Genomic DNA, 19691 nt, shown 5'->3' with positions numbered 1-19691 from the left:
TTTAAGTACATTTCTCTGGAAAAGTTTTGAAGGTTTAGTTTTGGTCATTTAGTCTCTACTGAGATTTTTATGAGAAGAAAAGTTGGGTACTAAAGCACTTCTAGAACTTTAGTTAATTTCATTTATTACTACCTCCTGGAATAGGAAGATTTGAAATACTGATTTTTTTGATCTCTTTTAATATAGAAGGTAATTAGTTATTGTCTCAGACTCGAAGTCTTTCTTAATGAAGAAAGAAAGGATTTGAATAGCATGAGTTTTGAAGTTGATATTTAAGAGAATAGATTTATTAATAGAAAGTAATTTGGCGATTACTGTATAACCGGATTTGATATAGAGAGAAGACTTAAGACCTAATTTTATAGTCAAGTATTTAAGTACATTTCTCTGGAAAAGTTTTGAAGGTTTAGTTTTGGTCATTTAGTCTGTAGTGAAATATTTATGAGAATAAAAGTTCGGTAGGAAAGTTGCTCTATAAGCTTAGTTCAGTGTTATTATTAAGAATAATATTGAAAATAAAACTAAGAATTTTGAATTATATTGTAATTTACGACGGCAACTGCAATCTATGTGTAACCTTGGTGCAGGTATTAGAAAGTATAGACCAAGGTCAACTATTTGAGTATGTTCCTATGCAAGATTTAGAAATATTAAATCAGTTTAGTATTACTGCTGAAGATTGCGAAATGGGAATGATTTTAATTAATACTAAGGCACCAGAATTTAGATGGCAAGGTAGTGACGCAGCAGAGGAAATAGGGCGGTTATTACCTGTAGGCGATGTTTTTGTTACAGCATATCGGAGTTTACCTGGGGCGAAGTGGATGGGCGATCGCTTTTATGAGCAGATTAGAGATAATCGTTATACTATTTTTGGTAAACGTTCTACTACTTATCATTCGCCTTATCCAGTTGGTTGTAAAGCTTCTTTATCTGAAGAAAAATCTTCAACTTAAACTGGGGTATTGAGGTTGAATCTTTTGGGTAATAACTCTCGACTATTTTGACAAGAAAAATAGTTAATTAAGAAATTAGGGTTTTTGCCCAATTTGAATTTTATTAAGTTTACAGCAACTTAAATTTATCACGACTTACGCATTCGTAGGTTTTAAACACTATATATCTATAGCGCTATAGTTTTTGAACGCTATATATAGCTAGCGTCTATGCGTAAGTCCTGTTTATATTATGTCCGGATAAACACTAACTGTAAAGTCATTGCGACTGGAACGGAGTGGAAGGTTTGCGCAGCATTCCGCAAGGAAAGCAATCTCAAACCACTGGGATATTTCTTCTATTTATTCCTAATAATAACTATCCAACCGGAGATGATATTAGTCTCTTAGAAAATCTTCTTTCTTTTCATCTTTAATCCACTTCTGAAAATCTTTAATTTTTTGCTCTACATATTGTTTGTGTTCCAGAAGTTCTACTCTATTAAAAATTGGTAGTAGTGATTTAAGATATTCTACGATTTTATGTGTTGCTTCAATATTCTTAGAGCTACTCAAAATATAATCTTCTGAGGAAAGTTCCTTATAATTCTTAACATAAGGTTCTAGGGGAAGTTTCTTAAAATCCTCAAATTTTTGATTGTGCTTACAAAATAGATCGATAAATTGATAACGTCTTTTGTAGGGAAATGTTGTAGTTACGCTCAACAATAATTGCATCAAATCAATATCTGTATATCTATTTTCCATCAGACTTTTTAGCAGTTTATTTTGTCTATCCTCAAGAATAAATTTCTCTTCTTCTGTTATTTGCAAAAAAAATATTCTTTCGAGAATAGTATTTCTGGATATAGAGATAGATAATTCCTTTTCTTTCTGATCAATATACTCAACTACTTGAGTAATTAATTCCTGATAATTTTCATCTTGCCAAAGAAATGTATAGTTGAGGTCATCTTCAAAATAAGGGGAGTTTGAGAATTTTCTTTCCTCATAGTATACCCAGTCAATATATTCAATTATGAAATTCTGGTCAGCATCAAGAATGCGGATGAATATATCTTCAGAGTTAGACGAGTATCCATTGATTTTTTGACTTAATAAATATGCTCGTTTTAGCACATCAAGTTTTTCTGTGAATAGCTCAATTAAACGCTCATTGACGTGACTGTAAGGATTAAATAAAAAATCAAAAGGATCGGCATAATTTGTCTGTTCATTCATTTTACTCAGAATAATTTCTGTTACCTGAGCAACCACATTTTTATCTAAGTGACGATATTTGAGAAGAAAGTCGAATCTTTTTGATATTTCACTAAGTTTGCTTTCCCTATATAAGTTATAGAGTTTCTTCAAATAATCAGATGTAATTTTATCTTCAGGTAGTAAGTTGTAAAATCCAAATAACCATTCTCTCTTTGAAGCATAATCAGATTGGTTGAGCAATTCAAATGCTTTTTCAACTCCAGAAATTTCTATTAACTTTTCAATTAATGGAAATGGAAAATGATTAATTTGAAATGGGTCGCCAAGATTGAGATAATATTTCAGCACATCTAAATAAAGCTCTGAATTTTTGCAGGCGAGAAAAATGACTTCTGCTACTCTACCACTAGGAAATTCAGAAGAGTAATGATTTTTCTCTTTTGTTACAGCTTTTATCTCATGGCATTTAGCAAAGAAATCCTGATAATCCTTAAAATTGTAATTGGCAAAATATTCTTTGATTGGATTTTGCTTAAGTTGTTCATATTCTGTGTATTCTAAATTTGAGTTTTTTCTGTCAGACCAATCAGATAAAAGTATCCTAGATAGCTTATAAGTTTCATTGAAAAATTTTTCTCTTAGTTCATTATTAAATTCAACTTGATGAGACTCTAGAAAATTCAAATATTTCTGAACAATAATACAATGAGAATAATCTTGAGGATTTAAGTTATCTGTAAGAAATTCAAGCACTTCTACAGCATCCTGCTTAATAATTTCACCGACAGGAAACTTAGAATATAATTTACTATATTGATGAATTATATTGATTACTTCTTTCTGAAAAATATCAATCTGATAGAGCTGAAATATTCCCCGCCAAATTTTATTTCTCAAATCAAATAATTCCGGTATAGGTGGTGGAGAAAATTGATAGAGTATAGCCTCTTTCTTTTTCATCCGAGAAGTATCAAATTGAATATCTAGATATTTTTCAGCTACACCAAAAAATAGTTTTACAAATAATTCGTTTTTTCCTCCATTTACTTCTTCTAGTAGCTTGTCAATAACTATCGACTGAGTAATAAATTTTGTTATGTAGGAATCACGTTTAAATCCAAACACCTCAATCAGAAGGCAAAACACCTTTTGTAGTTCCTGTGGTTTTTTTGCCAAATATTCAAACAGCAAATCTATAGCCATCTGGAAATTTTGTTGGTCAAAATTACGAGATAAACTAAGTAACTCAAGAATATAATATTGTGGAATACGAATATTAGAATTAGATTGAATATCCAAACTTGAAATATCTACCGAATCCTCTTCCAACTGTGAAATTAAATTATTAGTATATATAAGAATTTCTGTCTGTTTAAAAAACAAAAAAAGTTTCATCAGTTGAATTAAACTTTTCTCATCTCCTGCCTCCTCATAAATTTTCCAAACTCTGTCTACATCTGGAGTAAGTATTTTGATAATCTTCTCACTATCAAAAGCACTTAAAACAGGATTAAGAGTATCGACAAATTTATTGTGAAATTGAGGAAAGAAATTATCTAAGAGAACGAAAAATTTCAACAATTTTTCCTTGAAAAAAGTAAGATAAAACAGATATGTAGCTAGAACTTGGTCAGATATTCTGGCAATCTCATTTTCATATATATCTACCAACTCAAATTCATATAATTTACGAACTGCTTTCCAGAAAGTTTTCCTGTCAATATTAAATGCAGTTTGAATCTTTTCCATCATTTCATCATTAGAGTAATCTACTACTTGGAAAAAGGCAACGATACCAGCTACTGCCAATAAACTTTCATCCTTAAAATCTTTAATGTCTTTTGTGATTGAAGAATAATATAAATCATAAACATCAGATACATTTTTAAGAGCTTCGACAGTTTTTTCTCCCTTTACTACTAAAGCAGTCATTATTGCCAAGCGAGGATTACCTTGAGCTATATCAACAATTATTTCTATGTATAATTGATTCTGAATTTTGCATTCTTCTTTAACAAGTTGCTCAATTTGCTTATCTGTTAATGGGTTTATTTTTAGTAGGTTGAAATTACTATTATAAGAACGTGCTACTTTTTTAATTTCCTCAACTGCATAGTCACGAACCGTAGCTATTATTTTAATTTGCTGATTTTCACGTTTATCGAGAAGAAGATTAATAAAATACTCAAAATTTTTGACCCGGTTAGCATCATCTAAAAAAATTAGATAACTTCCCTCATCTGAGAAGTAAACATGAATATCCTCAAAAAGATCGACTCCTTTATTAAAAATACATTTAACTTTGTACTCAGAATATTTCTCTAAAAATTTCCTACAACACTCTAAAACAAGTCGAGATTTACCTACTCCTGCTTTACCAAAAACTATAACTAGATTATTTTCCTCAAGTCGTTCTAATATTTCGTTTATTTCATTTTCCCGAAAGTAAAACTTTGTATCTAGAGGAGCAACAATTTTTCTTTTATTATAAGTAGTAATAAATTCATCAATATCAACTATTTGAAGAGTATTTACCTCAACTCCAAGAAAATCTTTAGCAATACCAGGATAATTTTTATAAAGATCAAAAGAAATAGAGTCAATATCAAATATATCAAGTTCAACTCCATACTTCTGACATTCTTCTTTCAGAGAATTTTATTCTTTTGTATTCAGATTAGAATTATGACATAAAATAATCTTTTCTATTTCTGTTATTGGTATTCCAGTCTTTTCTTCATCAAAACATTTGTCGAGGTCTTCCTTAAATTTTCCGCAGATATCCTCTTGCTGTGTTGTATACTCTGCCAAAATATACTTTCCATTTTCCAGAATAATTAAAGTATCTGGAGTTCCTGGTCTTGTTTTGTTCGCTCCAGTCACAGAGCCTAATGATTTAATTGACTTAACTTATTTGATTTTTTCTGAAGGTAAGTATCAACAAATTTTTGGAACTCACCACCACTTAATTCTTTTAGTTTCTTTTGAATCTGATTAATTTTTGCCATAGTAATTCTATAGAGATAAAAATAATTATTATTCCTCAACTTGAAAGTAGCGATCGCCTATCCCTATTTTAGCAGTTCAAATTTTGCTCTCTTTCCAAAAAGTAATAGCTGGAGTTCCTTTTCTGATTTTATTTAGTTCTAGGTACAGACTCTAATGATTTAATTGACTTAACCTTTTTGATTTTTTTGTGAAGGTAAGTATCAACAAATTTTTGGAACTCACCACCACTTAATTCTTTTAGTTTCTTTTGAATCTGATTAATTTTTGCCATAGTAATTCTATAGAGATAAAAATAATTATTATTCCTCAACTTGAAAGTAGCGATCGCCTATCCCTATTTTAGCAGTTCAAATTTTGCTCTCTTTCCAAAAAGTAATAGCTGGAGTTCCTTTTCTGATTTTATTTAGTTCTAGGTACAGACTCTAATGATTTAATTGACTTAACCTTTTTGATTTTTTTGTGAAGGTAAGTATCAACAAATTTTGGCAAAGCAGCATCACTTTATTTTTGTAGTTTACTTTACATCTGATTAATTTTTTCCATAGTAATTCTATAGAGATAAAAATAATATAGCAATCCTATTTTATTTGTGTATAAAAGTCTTACCGCTTTTAGGGAACAGGAAAGAGTTTAAGTTTTTTTATCTACTTTTTGGTTACCAAAATATTCTGGTTGAAAGCCTCCCCTTTTAAGGGGATAATAAATAAAAATTTTCTTGTTCGTTAATTCTCTTCTTTTCAAGGAGAGGTAATTCGCACATTCTAAATTCTTAATTCTTGAACCGCAACCTATTTAGGATAGCTATATATTTTTATTCAACTTGAAAATAGGGATAGGTATCGCTACTTTATATCAAATCCGTTTAATTAGGTATAAAAAAATTTTCATCTACGGTTCCCGAAAAATCAGCAAAAGTGTAAATCTTTCTAAATTCTCTTCCCTCCTGTAGGGGTGATTCGCGAATCACCCCTACCTGACTCCTAGATTAACCATCTAATTATAGCGATGCTACGATTTGATATTAGCAATTAAAATTTTGCTCTCTCCACGCAAAAATAAACTTCAAACAATCAAAAAAACTAGGAATAATTGAATCAATCAAACATTCCTAGTTCCTGATTTTTATTCAGTTTAGATATAGTCAGGAAAGAATTGGTTATAGCACTTTGAAAAAAGAATGATACAAAAAGCTACCTCTGAGCCAAATATTCTGAAAAATAGGTTATCTAATACATTTAAGATAAATATAGAGATAGCTATCTTAAATCCCCTTTTTTTTCAAAATTTCTTCTTTCTCTCCTAAATAACTGAAGCATTTTCCCTTCTTCCTTCTTCCTTCTTTCTTCTTCCTTTGAGTATTAAGTTTCAGAAGGAGAAGATTGATTAAGTAATGGAGTCAGATAAGCAACCAAAACGCCAATAAGAAAACCTGCAACATTACGAGTTAATGGCAACCAATCTGAAGTTCTCGATACTACCGGACCAATTCCGAAAGCAATAAACAAAATTCCCCACAATGGAGAAAATATTAACGCCCACTGCCAAGAAAAGGCTTCGCCTGGTTTACGAGGTTGAGCAGCAAAGCCACAAATTACTCCACCAATAACTGATGTAACTAAAGTTAAAATCCACTGCTCCCGTGGTAAACCTGGTACAACGTTACAACCACCTTGACGTAAACAAGTTTTGATTGATTCTAATGATTGAATAATTGATTGGTCTTCACCTTGGTCTCGCACAAAAAATTGATTACCGTAGCGAGTTTGCAACTCTACCCAGAATGTCCGGGGAAGAAATTCATAAAGAGCGCGACCCACATTAAAGTTAAGAATATTACCACCACGAGCGTCAGCTACTAACAAGACACTTTTATTATCAAGTCCCCAAAAATCTTTAACTGCTCTACCAGGAGTACGGTCAAATTGAGTTAAAACTCTGAGTTTCCAGCCAGTCTCTGTTTCAAATTGCTCTAAGTCTTTGGCTAGTAAGTTTTCCTGAATGTCGGTTAAGGATTTCGCTAGGTCAATTATTGGTGTTTGCTCTTCAGGTAGTAAATCTGGATTATCGTAGGCTTGAGCAACTGTTGGAGTTAGAGCAAAAGTGGATAATGCGAGGAAGATTGCTGTAATTGATACAAAAAGTTTTTTTGAAAAATTTTTTATCATTGTATGTTTAGTTTCAATCTAAAAGGTGGCCAATAAATGCTTGTATTAAAAAAGAAAGCAAAAAATCTCATATTTCTTTACATTTATTTACTTTAACTCACAATTCAACAAAGTGTGAAGTTAATCTTAATATTTTTGAGACTTTTGACTTGGCTATATCGTCTTTTGTTAATACAAAATAGCCATTAATGATGTATAGAGGATAACAATTGTTTGTTTTTTCTGGCCAACCAAAAGTGAGGGAGTTGAGAGTAGCGGGACTTTAGTGAAAAAGTCTTTTTTAAGGAGTAGGGGAGCGGGGGAGTAGGGGAGTAGGGGAGTAATTTTTGGGGTACTCTCTTGACCAAAATGCAAAAAGTTAGCATTTTGCAATCCTAGAGACCGAAAAGTTGGGACTTTTTTCGACTTAAAAAAGCATTTTTCCTTATCTGTAAGGACTTTGAGACTTAATCAGCAAATCCTAAATAGTAGGGGTGGATTATAATTAAAATTAAATTTCTGAATATTGCCTAAAATATGATAATTTTGTCTGTTAAAGTGTAACTTCAAAAATGAAAATTCCCTATAAACACTATATATGCAAGGCAAAAACTATAGCGCTACACTATATATAGATTTTAATGACTAAAAAATCCATAATCATCTTAACTGCCTAATTTAACCAACTTGCTGTAAGAGCAACTGCTAAAGCATCAGCCGCGTCGTCCGGTTTAGGAATTTCATCCAAACTTAATTCTCTAGCTACTGCTTGTTGCACATCAGATTTATCTGCATTCCCATAACCTGTTATTGCTTGCTTAATTTGTGGGGGTGTAAACTCAATTAGTGGAATTCCATGTTGTGCTAATACTAATACTAAAATTCCTCTAGCTTGGGCAACTAAAATTGTATTACCCATGCGATAAAAGAATAACTTTTCTGTAGCGGCTAAATCTGGTTTAAAGTTATTTATTATTGTGTGTAAATCTTCATATATTGTTATGAGGCGTTGCCCCATTTCTTGTTTTTTTGTGGTTTTAATTACCCCAAAATCAACCATAGAAGTAGAATCTATTTTCTCTGTTTTTGAATTATAAACACACTTAATCACTCCAAACCCTAATACTGCTAAACCCGGATCTAATCCGAGAATTAATTTTTCCATTTTTAGACTTTTGATTCTTATGGTATAGCGCTACGGGCTAGGGAATAGGGAATAGGCAATAGTAAACTGTCAAAATATTTCAGGATTTAGAAATGCCCTAATCTTTGCTTCGACTGCTATAAATCAGGATACTCTTAAGCTTGAATTCCCATTCCTTTAATAATTACATAATTGAGAGTATAACTAATTTTTTTTATTTAGTATCAATAATTTATTAATCTATCAATTTTGAAAATGCAATACAGTCATTGTGACTAATACTGTCACAAATAAAAGTGCTATTTTTTGTTCAAAAGTTCCTCCCATTGCCAAAGCTTCTATAAAAGTAGACCTCAGAATAATTCCAACAATAATAGCTGTGCTAAACAAAAATCTCAAAAATTTTTCCATGAATAAATTATTTGAGATTCTTGTTCGTCTCTGAATAAATTTATTTTGGCTAATAAGTTTATATTCTCTAGTTATATTATCTGCGGTTAAACACTTATAATTAAGATAGTAGGGGAGTAGGGGAGTAGGGGAGAAATTAAAATATATTTTCTCGATCGCCAAATATTTTATTTATACCATTACATCCGGACATGATATTACATGATATTAATATTTCATTTTGGTTAATTTATAGTTGACGCTTCTTTAATCTTCCACTTTTCAATAAGCTGTTAAAATTATGTTGTTAATATAGCATCAATAAAATCTTTCCCGGAGTGCCATAAAGTTTGAATTAACAAGGTAGATAACTGCTCGTGATTTTCTTTATCGGCAATCTTTAAATACGATTCAGCATCAACTAAACTACCAGTTAGTTTTAAATTAGTTTCTAATTTTTTCCAAGACTTTAAAAACTCTGCTTTCTCTTTAAGTAGTTACTTCAAAACTCAAAAAAAAGTAAATTTGTCAGAATTCAATTAAAGACCTCCAGCTTAGTATGGATAGATTAATCGCTAATGGAAAAGGAAACAGAAAATAATTAGGGCTTGCTGAAAAAGTCTTATGAGTTAGGGTAGGAGTCAGGAGGAATTAGGAGTCAGGAGGAATAGAGAATTTATACCAATTCTCAGGCATTAACACTATACTTGAATAACACTTCAGTTATTAAGTAATTACCTTACTTTAATTACTTTTTTGTTAGTTTGAGAACTCTTTTGCATTAATTATTCTTGTTTTTACCGAAAATTAAAGGTATAAATCATTCTATCTCAAGAGAACAAAAATTCCTTTCTATCAATCCTTCTATTACAGAAGAGGTAATTATTAATTATTAATTATTAATTATTAATTATTGAATACTCCCCTACTCCCGTACTTCAATCAAATGTAGAAAAGTTTTTGATAAATGGTATTAGAGGAGGTAGGAAGAAGAATTATCCCTTTATTTTTCTGCCTCGCGTCAACCCAAAATCCTAACTTTTTGCAGCTTTTTATAACAAAAAAATCGTACTTTTTTCCGACCTAAAAATTATGAAATATTTATCTATAAAGCCTTTTATATTTAATCGGCAAACTCTAATTATATATAGTTATTTAACTTTAGATTGAGACAAAGCTTTCTTTGAGGGAGTTTCAGATGAAAAAACGTCTTGTTTTTAAGTTCAACTACTGTATATATAACCCTTATGGTATTTTTTTCCGTGATTAATTTTTTTCATTTAGTCGTCAGAAATACTGACTTAGACTTATACGTTCTGAAATATGGGAAAAAATAGGTATCTATGTTGAAAAATACTCCCCAGACTTCTCACTCTTCCTCTTAATAATTGCCGTACTATAAAATTTAAGGTAGTGCGTCAAGGAAGTGTGGGAAGTGTCGGAAAACCTCCGAAAGTAGGAGGAATAATTGTAGCTGCATCTTTTTTTGCAACTCTGCCAGCCGTCCTAACTTTTTAGTCTTAAAGACTGAAAAATTTGCACTTTTTTTTGCTCCAAAAATGCGCTTAACCTTTATATATCAGTCCTTTAAAATTATATTCCCCAGCCATACTTACTTATCCCACACTTTGCTGATGCACTAGCCAATTTAATATTCTTGATTATCTGAATTATCTGAAAATTTACTGATATTTTCATCAAATCAGGAGAAGCAATGATACAAGTTTTTCATAATTGTTAAATAGTCAATTTTTTATGAAAAACCTGCTGTTATCAACCTGCCTCTCCCTGAAAAATTCAACTGCAATTAATAAAGATTAATTCTTGAATTATTCTTCTGCTTCTGCCAATCCAAAGACCCGATTAAATACCTTTTTCACCTTATCTCCAGAGTCAATACTTTCCAAAGGATCTTTTCGTAGTCGATGTCGTAAACACATAGTAATAACACGACCAATATCTTCAATAGTTACTTCCTTATTACCCTCAAAAGCAGCTAAAGCTTTAGCAGCACGATTAGTAACAATATCTCCCCTTAAACCATCTACATCTAACTCAGAACAAACTTGAGAAATTTTCACTCTTAAATCATGGTCAACTTCCACTAATTTCAGGTTTTGTTGAGCATCTACAAGCTTATTTTGTAATTCTTCCTGTTGTGATTTGTACTTTTCTAAAAATGTTTGAGGATTTTGGTCAAAAGCTGAACGTTGTTCAACAATTTCAACTCGTAATAAAGGATCTTTTACAGTTCTGATTTCGGCGTGCATACCAAATCTATCCAGTAACTGAGGTCGTAATTCCCCTTCCTCTGGATTTCCCGAACCTACAAGTACAAAACGAGCAGGATGGCGTATAGAAATACCTTCTCTTTCCACAGTATTCCAACCACTTGCTGCCGAGTCGAGCAAAACATCAACTAAGTGGTCATCTAAAAGATTCACCTCATCAACATATAAAAGACCACGGTTAGCCTTTGCTAATAGCCCTGGTTCAAAGGCTTTAACCCCTTCAGATAAGGCTTTTTCAATATCAATAGTACCACATACCCGATCCTCTGTAGCCCCCAATGGCAAGTCCACCATCTGGACTTTTATCTTGACAATCGGAATTTGCTGCTCCTGTGCTAATCTATCTCGCACAGAATCACTCATCAAATCTGGGTCATAAGGGTGGCTATTAAAAGGATCGTCAACAACAATTTCAATTTCTGGGAGTAGATCGGTCAAGGCGCGGATGGTAGTAGATTTACCTGTACCCCGATCGCCCATGATCATTACACCCCCTATTTTGGGGTCAATTACATTTAATAGTAAGGCCAGTTTCATTTCTTCCTGGCCGACAATCGCAGTGAAAGGAAAAACAGCCCGACCTCTTTGAACGGCTGGTTTAACAGATGTATTTACCGTATTATTGGCTTGAACGGTTGGACTCACAGTAGACTCTAAATTCTAATTACTAATTTTTATTGTGGCACATTGACGGACAATTATAGTTCATAAAAATATGGTCAAATATGACATATCCTTAATTTTGCAGGTATTACTCTGACTGGGTAAACTACACACCCTCTATCCCATTGTCAAAGACATTTGGGACTACTTTTTCTTTTCCTCTTTAGATTTGATTATCTCCCTGATTCAATTTCTACTTGGTCATAATACAGAGGCTTGGACATAGGTTCTTATGTATCTAGAGGTAGCGTGTCAGTCCTGGAATTTCACCCTATTGAACTCAGATCGTTGACTCTTGAGGCTATTTAATTTTCTATGATCACAGACATTGTTAGGTTATGTCAATAGTCGCCCAAATTCCTGGAGACCATATGACTATATTTAACTACATAAGACTATATTTGTGATTTGTGTTAAATGTTTATGATACCAATTCACTTTAAAGATTTTACAAATAGTTTAAAACTGTCGATGTGAAATAATTTCCTGAAATTATTGTATTGTCAAAGTTTCGAGTCTATAGAACTCCTGAACGGATATATCTAAAAGTAGAGGAGGTGATGGGGAGTGGAGGTGATGGGGTATATTAGATATCTCCCACTCATCCAATCATCCAATCAATTATTACCCATTTTTTATCAATTGCTTCTCCTGACTACCTATTTTCTGGAGATATGCTTAGGGGTCCTATAAAATCATAATGCATGACTTTTGACTTTGGAATTTTAACTTCCGTGAAACGGTATTACTTCATCTGAATTTAAGTAGCAAATCCAAAAATGAGCTAAAATAATAAGGTTATCTTGGAATATTTTTGGAAAAATAAATTTCCGATTTTCAACCCTCCAACTTCAGCCGGAGGTACTGATAACTTAATAAGTGATAACTGATAACTGAAATGACAAGCCAAACTCCTACTCCAGTAATTGTCAGTGGTGCAGCAGGTAAGATGGGTCGTGAAGTAATAAAAGCTGTAGCAAATGCTAGTGACATGACTCTTTTGGGTGCAATAGAGCGACAACCAGAATATATAGGTCAAGACATTGGTGAGGTAGCTGGTTGTGGCTCCCTAGAAGTACCTGTTCTTAATGATTTACAGGGAATGTTAGTCATGGCAGCTCAAGAGAAACAACCAGCAGTAATGGTTGATTTTACTCACCCAGATAGTGTTTATGAAAATGTTCGTTCTGCTATTGCCTATGGTGTTAGACCTGTGGTAGGAACTACAGGTCTTAGTCCAGAGCAAATTCAGGATTTGGCCGAATTTGCAGAAAAAGCCAGTATTGGTGCATTAATAATTCCTAACTTCTCTATTGGTATGGTTTTGCTCCAACAAGCAGCGATCGCCGCTTCCCAGCATTTCGATCATGTAGAGATTATCGAATTACACCACAATCAAAAAGCTGATGCTCCTAGTGGTACTGCAATTAAAACTGCAGAAATGTTATCAGAATTGGGAAAAACCTATAATGTACCCAATGTGGAAGAAACAGAAAAAATAGAAGGAGCTAGAGGTTGTTTAGCAGATGAAGGAATTCGTATTCATAGTGTACGTTTACCAGGGTTAATAGCTCATCAAGAAGTAATATTTGGTGGGCCTGGTCAAATTTACACCTTACGACACGATACAACAGACAGGTCTTGCTATATGCCCGGAGTTTTGTTAGCTATTCGTAAAGTCCAATCTTTAACCAAACTTATCTATGGTTTGGAGAAGATACTTTAGATTTAACACCTTGGAAAAACCTAGCCAATCCTAGACATTTTTAGGAATTGTCTATCAAAGGTTGCAGATTAATTCTTAACTGACTACCTTGGCAGGTCACGGCCACAAAGATAATTTGGTCTTAAGCGTTCCCTTTTCAGTGCCTGGTCAATTTTTTTTCATCCTCACTATTCTCTTATAATGAGCAAAAAATAAGGTCTCAAGCCTCCCCTTTTAAGAGGATGAAAAAAACGCGCCTAGTATTTCAATCCCAATGCCTCAACCAGAGGTAGTGAATAAATGATAACTGATAACTAGAAATGACTATCTTCCAGCACCTTCGGCCTAGTTTTGTCATCCTGCCCATGAGCTTGGTTGTCACTGCCATGCCCCTCCAAGCTCAACGTCTACCTCTACCCAAAAACTTAATTTCCCTCCTCTCCCCTGAAGGCCAAATCCTGCTCCAGAAAAGCGAAGCCCAGGCATACTACATTCCTTTGATGAGTCAGTTTGTTTCCCAGAAAAACGCTGCATTTTGTGGTGTTGCGAGTGTGGTTATGGTACTCAATGCCCTGGAAGTTCCTGTCCAAGTTACCTCACCCTGGCCACAAAGCTATTTCACTCAGGATAATATTTTTAATGAGAAAACTGAGAAAGTTATCCCACGTTATCTTATTGCTAGGCAGGGGATGACCCTGGCAGAACTATCTTACCTAATTGCTACATATCCAGTTCAAGTGGAAACTTTATATGGTGGCGACATTAGTATACAGCAATTTCGACAGATAATTCGTGATAATTTAGAGAATAGTAACAACTTTGTACTAATTAACTATCTGCGCCGGACGATTGGCCAAGAAAGAGGAGGTCACATTTCCCCCATTGCTGCTTATAATGAGGAAAGTGACCAATTTTTGGTTCTGGATGTATCCCGCTACAAATATCCTCCAGTTTGGGTGAATACAAAGACTCTGTGGGAATCAACAAATACAATAGATCCAGTGTCTAAAAAGACACGAGGTGTTGTCTTGATTTCTCGACCCTCTGAGACCTAATTTTCCAATCAAGAAGAACTACTTCGTCTACTTCGTCTACTCTGGCGAGAACGGGTTGAAATATCGTACTCTAGGACTGCACCTATTCCAAACAGAATCGCAGTAAATACAAAGAATACCTCTAATAAAGCTCCACTTTCATAATCTCCTTCAAGATAAGTATCTGCCCATTTAAAATACATATCAGCAATATATAGTGAAAATGTAGCAGCGGCAATCATACGCCAGGACTGAGAAAAACGCCCCCCCCAAAATGCCAGAAGTAAAGCTGTAGCAATGATTAGTAAAAATACATCAGCAATAATATAAAATAAATTCACAAAATAGGCAAAAGGTTCTAACTTCTCGTCTATAGCAATAACCCAAGATGGAGCCAAATTAGCCGATACCTCTTCTATTTCTTCTATATCTACTTCTGCCAAAGCTGTAGCATCTGGGCTAAACAATAGGCCAAAAATTGAAGGGTCAGCCACCCAAATAGCCAAAGCAATTCCAGCAACTGCTACTCCAGCCAAAACTCCCCACTGCCAAAATTCTAGATTTAGTCGCTTGGAAGTTACAGCTAAAGTCATACCCCAACCTAAGAATATGTAGGAAACAACATAGAAAATGTCTGCCATTGACACATCAGGATCTAGTTCCCAAAGTAGTTCCCAGCAACCAAACACAACACCAGCAATAAAGTAAAATAATAATCCTAAACCAATACCCATCCAAACATTACGACCACTAACCATTTGAGGACTTTGCCAGTTTCTTAAGCAAACTATGGAGGCTAGTAAGTAAGCTCCTAGTTCAAATATATAAGTCCCAACAGAGTACCACTCCGGTAATTCTTCCCCTGGTAGAGGCACACTAAATAGTAGGAAAAATAATAGGGCTACTACACCCCAGACAAGACCTGTAATTACAATAGTCTGGGCTGAAAATAAGGACTTAGTAAGGGTAGATGATTTTTCTGAAGTGCTGCTCATAGGAATATTCTCATCAAGCTTTACTTTTAATAAACATTTTATCCCCATTGCTCAACACTTTCAGTTCTCTTTTCAAATTTATCAATGGTATTTTAAGAAGGGAAAAATAGATTGATAAAGTCAAAAAATAGTGCTAGCTTCAGGGTTTTATTGGCCAGGAAATTGATACTTTTTGATTGAGATTATTAATTAATATCAATGTCGATCAATATTATCTATACTAATCACAATAAACATTGATTGACTATACTATTTTAAATGCCGTTTAAACATAGTTAAATACAATTTAAGAGCAAACTTATTATCTAGCAACATTTTATTTGAGATAAACCAAGATAAATCTTTTGCTTCTATCAAGAAGTAATACTTCTATTAGGAAGCTGTTGAAATTACTTGATTGCCCATCTTTTACCTTCAGGAAATTGATTCAGCCAAGCCATAAACTGAGTTCTCTCTGAACTAGCCATAGGTTCTATGATTTCGTCAATACCTTCAGCAAAATTGGAATTACCAAAATATTCTTCTCCTAAACGATGGACTTCTTGTAATAAAGTATAAAGATGAACCTCTCGCCAGGAAGGTAGTTGTAATTTTTTTACAGGATCGACAGTTAATAAAGCATTAATTGCATCAGGGGAATCTGTATTAGGAAAGCTTCTTTGCTTAAGGACTTTGGTAAAATCCTTATAAAAGGACTTTGCCTGTCTATTACCTAATAAATCTTCTACATCAAAGTAAACTGCTTGTACCAGCAACAAACAACCTTGAATACAAGCAGCAGGAACAGTTTCTTCTTCTTTTGAGTCCTCACTGCTAAGTTGATCCAAGCGGATTTTACCCCAAACACTATATCGCTCAGGTTCCTCTAGTAAAACACAAGCTTTACCATGATTATCTGTTAAATCTCGCCAGAAAGACCTTGCTTCTTCTGCTTGCTCTGCCTTAAATACATTGATTAAGCGAAAAGTTTGTCCTTGATAATTAAGAATAGGGATTTGTTGATCCCGCTTTGGGTGTGGAATACTTGTAATTTCAACATCTTGCCTTTTCAGAATAAACATGACACTTTAATTAGACTCCCATCATCACCTGGGGTACTTTTGGTGTAATTGTAATCCCTCTAGCATAGATTTATTTTAAATATGGGATGATTTTCAATAAAACTATAGGCATTTTGGGAAACACATTTTAAAGCTAGTTATAGATTTACTTTGTCTTAACTGTTGACTAAATTCCATAGTAGAGTATATGAGCTTGTTGAAACTCGCCACTTGATAATATATAGTAATTTCGACTTTGTTTATAGAGCTACTATCACTAATTATAGACTTACTATTACCTATAATTACTGTGACATACTCCTACACTAAGCCGATCCTATAGTGTGGGCTTTTCGTTTCCCAGTCCCGGTATCCCGTCGGACACGCCCACTATCTCAGAAAAGAATGTCCTTACCTCCCTATGTTTTATATTTGTTGCTGTCAATAACGGTTTGCCCCACGATACTCATTTGATTAAAATTCCTTCTATTTTCACCTTTTCACAAAATCCTAATACCTTATTTTAGGTCACACAACTACAACTCTTGTGAAAATTATTACGTTTGAGGTATAGAATTAAGTTTGCTAGTATTAGATTTAGAAGTTAATCTCTAAATCTATGGCCAGGAAAAAATTATATCAAGTCCAGTGTCATAATTTTCAAAATTTGGGCATTTTTACAATTTTTCTATTTTTTTGTCATTTCAACTGATAATTATCTTTAGACTAAATTAATCTAATCTAAATGATTGAGTTGCCTATTTAGAGATTATCTAACTATAATAGCTAGAGATACTATTAACTCAATAATAATTGGGTGCGTAACTCAGTTGGATAGAGTAGCGACCTTCTAAGTCGCGAGTCGCAGGTTCGAGTCCTGCCGCACCCGTAGATCAGGAGTCGTAGGAGCGAACGGCCGTTCGCCCCTACAGGAGTCAGGAGTTACTTCAGAATTGTTCTTGTACTAACTAACGGTCAACTGGTAACTGGCAACAGATATCAGTGCGAATCGTTTGGCCTTTTACATCCTCCCTACGCTGTCTCGTAAGAGCAGCGTAGGGTTCCCATCCATCAATAAAACAGACTAAGCTGAATAAATTTTTAGAGATTTGATATTTTGCCCAAATAATCTAACTCAATCCTTCAATCACGGGATGGAAATAAAAGGCTAATCCTAAAACAGCGTAAGCTGCTAATAATAAAGCTCCTTCCAACCAATCAGAACGACCATCAGAACTTACAGAATTAGCAATTAATACTGCTACTACTACTGCTACTAATTCAAAAGGATTAAAATTCAAATCCATTGGTTGACCTAGTAATAAACCAGCCAGAATTAATACAGGCGCCACAAATAAGGCAATTTGTAAACTAGAACCTACTGCCACTGAAACAGATAAATCCATTTTATTTTTCATAGCAACAGTTACTGCCGTAGCGTGTTCAGCAGCATTACCAATAATTGGTACTACAATTACACCAGTAAATAAAGAAGTTAATCCTAAAGTAGTAGTAGCTTCTTCTAAAGAATCAACCAATAATTCTGATTCAAATGCTACTGCTAAAGTTGCGACTAATAAAACTAAAACCCACAGTAACAAATTAGGTTTATGTTCGGTATTTTCTTCAGATTCACTATCAGAATTTAATTCTCCAGATTCATTTTCGGCCACACCAACTTCATATAAGTAAGAGTGAGTTTTCATGGAAAATAATAAGGTGAGTATATAAACAGAAATTAACACTATTGCTACTGCACCAGACAAATTTTGCATTGTATTTTCACTAATACCATCGGAAGTGGCATTTACTGCAGTTGGTACTAAGATAGCAATTACAGCTAAGTTCATTGCTGAAGCGTTTAAACGAGCTACTACAGACTGAAATTTTTGTTCTTTGAAACGTAGCCCACCTAAGAACATTGATAAACCCATTACTAGCAATAAGTTACCAATTATAGAACCAGTAATACTTGCTTTAACGACACTTATTAATCCAGCATTTAAAGCAATAATACCAATAATTAATTCTGTAGCATTGCCAAATGTAGCATTCAACAAACCACCTAAATTAGGACCTAAAACAACAGCAATTTCTTCAGTGGCAGTACCCATCCAACCTGCTAGGGGAATAATTGCAATAGCAGATGTAATAAAGATAGCTGATGAACCCCATTCCATAAAATTAGCTGCTATTGAAATAGGAATAAATACTAAGAAAATAGAAATGATTGTTTGTGTGTTTAGCATGAGTAAAAATTTCAAGTTCAGTAAATCAGAAGTTAGGCAAAAATAAATAGGGTTGGCTGAAAAATTATTTTGCGGATGGGTATAATTCAGGATTAAGAGGTCACGAGTTAGAAATCAGGAAGAATATGAAAAAAACAAGCAAGTAAGCAAGAGGTAGAAAAAAGATCGGATTTTTTCCATGGGAAGTCTGTTAGAAGTATAAGGTTATTTACACAAAAAAAGGCGATAATCTTGCACTTTTTTCATAAACAAAAAGCTGAATTTCCCAGGGAATGTTTTTGGGCTTATTTAGATCGCCCTAACTCAATAAATATAATACCAGGCATGATAAATATTTCCTACAAATATTTGAGCTACTTCTAGTAATCAGTTTTAGGGGTAAACTGCGTTTTGCCCTTTTAAGCATTTATTGTGGTGAGACTCAAATTTTACTTAAAGAAACATTTCATATAAAATAATTAAATTACTCTAACTATTTGTAAGATTCTTGTTTAAAGCTTAGTAAAATTCAATTTACTCGTAAACTTAAGCCTAATTGTTAAAAGAGTATATACTTTTTACACTTAAACACTCTTTTTTTCTCCCATAAAGTTAGAAATTCAAAAATTCTATATAGGAATAGGAATTTTGACTTAGTTCCCTTTCGTTGCAGATACCCCCATCAGACTTTATTACCTAGAAAATTCAGAGGTCAACTTTTAGCAAATCAGAAATTAAAATCTCATTCATCTCTATTGCTACATACGCAATAGTAATTTTGACTCAGTTCCCTTTCGTTGCAGATATCCCCATCAGACTTTATTACCTAGAAAATTCAGAGGTCAACTTTTAGCAAATCAGAAATTAAAATCTCATTCATCTCTATTGC

Annotated in this window: 13 protein-coding genes, 1 tRNA gene and 1 pseudogene; 4 read left to right on the top strand and 11 right to left on the bottom strand. The window is 33.5% G+C overall.

Features of this window, described 5'->3' with window-relative positions:
- Positions 1–530 precede the first annotated feature (530 nt).
- A complete protein-coding gene (locus tag ACP6PK_RS30010; protein WP_426565222.1) occupies positions 531–956 on the top strand; it encodes a thiol-disulfide oxidoreductase DCC family protein in 426 nt (141 codons plus the stop codon).
- 378 nt (positions 957–1334) lie between these two features.
- Here the strand turns inward: ACP6PK_RS30010 and ACP6PK_RS30005 are convergent, their stop codons facing one another.
- The 8 genes and pseudogenes from ACP6PK_RS30005 to bchI form a co-directional block, all read right to left on the bottom strand.
- Complete coding sequence (locus ACP6PK_RS30005) at positions 1335–4091, bottom strand: hypothetical protein (protein WP_426565220.1); 2757 nt, start codon at positions 4089–4091, stop codon at positions 1335–1337.
- A gap of 90 nt (positions 4092–4181) precedes the next feature.
- Positions 4182–4634 (bottom strand): annotated as a pseudogene (locus tag ACP6PK_RS30000) (ATP-binding protein); the annotation flags it as partial.
- Positions 4635–4817: 183 nt separating this feature from the next.
- Positions 4818–5042 carry a hypothetical protein gene (locus ACP6PK_RS29995; RefSeq protein WP_426565218.1) on the bottom strand — a complete coding sequence of 75 codons (225 nt, stop codon included), beginning with the start codon at positions 5040–5042 and terminating at the stop codon, positions 4818–4820.
- A gap of 253 nt (positions 5043–5295) precedes the next feature.
- Positions 5296–5439 (bottom strand): hypothetical protein, encoded by a 144-nt coding sequence (locus ACP6PK_RS29990; protein ID WP_426565216.1) that lies wholly within the window; start codon positions 5437–5439, stop codon positions 5296–5298.
- Between the two features lie 1087 nt (positions 5440–6526).
- Entirely contained in the window at positions 6527–7333 is an 807-nt protein-coding gene (locus ACP6PK_RS29985; protein ID WP_426565214.1) for a TPM domain-containing protein, read from the bottom strand.
- Positions 7334–7985: 652 nt separating this feature from the next.
- On the bottom strand, positions 7986–8477 hold the full coding sequence (ruvC, locus tag ACP6PK_RS29980) for a crossover junction endodeoxyribonuclease RuvC (RefSeq protein ID WP_426565212.1): 492 nt from the start codon (positions 8475–8477) through the stop codon (positions 7986–7988).
- Between the two features lie 222 nt (positions 8478–8699).
- Positions 8700–8867 carry a hypothetical protein gene (locus tag ACP6PK_RS29975; RefSeq protein ID WP_426565210.1) on the bottom strand — a complete coding sequence of 56 codons (168 nt, stop codon included), beginning with the start codon at positions 8865–8867 and terminating at the stop codon, positions 8700–8702.
- 1808 nt (positions 8868–10675) lie between these two features.
- Entirely contained in the window at positions 10676–11782 is a 1107-nt protein-coding gene (gene bchI, locus ACP6PK_RS29970; RefSeq protein WP_168186588.1) for a magnesium chelatase ATPase subunit I, read from the bottom strand.
- Between the two features lie 916 nt (positions 11783–12698).
- Here bchI and dapB point away from each other — a divergent pair.
- Positions 12699–13526 (top strand): 4-hydroxy-tetrahydrodipicolinate reductase, encoded by an 828-nt coding sequence (dapB, locus tag ACP6PK_RS29965; RefSeq protein ID WP_426565208.1) that lies wholly within the window; start codon positions 12699–12701, stop codon positions 13524–13526.
- A 344-nt stretch (positions 13527–13870) separates the two neighbouring features.
- Complete coding sequence (locus tag ACP6PK_RS29960; protein WP_426565206.1) at positions 13871–14560, top strand: phytochelatin synthase family protein; 690 nt, start codon at positions 13871–13873, stop codon at positions 14558–14560.
- A gap of 8 nt (positions 14561–14568) precedes the next feature.
- Here the strand turns inward: ACP6PK_RS29960 and ACP6PK_RS29955 are convergent, their stop codons facing one another.
- Together ACP6PK_RS29955 and ACP6PK_RS29950 are read right to left on the bottom strand one after the other, a co-directional pair.
- On the bottom strand, positions 14569–15534 hold the full coding sequence (locus ACP6PK_RS29955) for a hypothetical protein (RefSeq protein ID WP_094674913.1): 966 nt from the start codon (positions 15532–15534) through the stop codon (positions 14569–14571).
- 389 nt (positions 15535–15923) lie between these two features.
- Positions 15924–16595, bottom strand: a complete 672-nt coding sequence (locus tag ACP6PK_RS29950) for an Npun_F0813 family protein (protein ID WP_094674915.1) — start codon at positions 16593–16595, stop codon at positions 15924–15926.
- A 794-nt stretch (positions 16596–17389) separates the two neighbouring features.
- Between ACP6PK_RS29950 and ACP6PK_RS29945 the strand changes: the two genes are divergently transcribed.
- Positions 17390–17463 (top strand) — tRNA-Arg (locus ACP6PK_RS29945).
- 241 nt (positions 17464–17704) lie between these two features.
- Here the strand turns inward: ACP6PK_RS29945 and cax are convergent.
- Positions 17705–18823 carry a calcium/proton exchanger gene (cax, locus tag ACP6PK_RS29940; RefSeq protein ID WP_426565204.1) on the bottom strand — a complete coding sequence of 373 codons (1119 nt, stop codon included), beginning with the start codon at positions 18821–18823 and terminating at the stop codon, positions 17705–17707.
- Positions 18824–19691 lie beyond the last annotated feature (868 nt).

This window comes from Dapis hubbardiae BLCC-M172, assembly GCF_050016015.1.
GTDB lineage: Bacteria > Cyanobacteriota > Cyanobacteriia > Cyanobacteriales > Microcoleaceae > Trichodesmium.
Note: the sequence above shows the minus strand (reverse complement) of the source record. Positions and strands in the feature narration are given on the sequence as shown.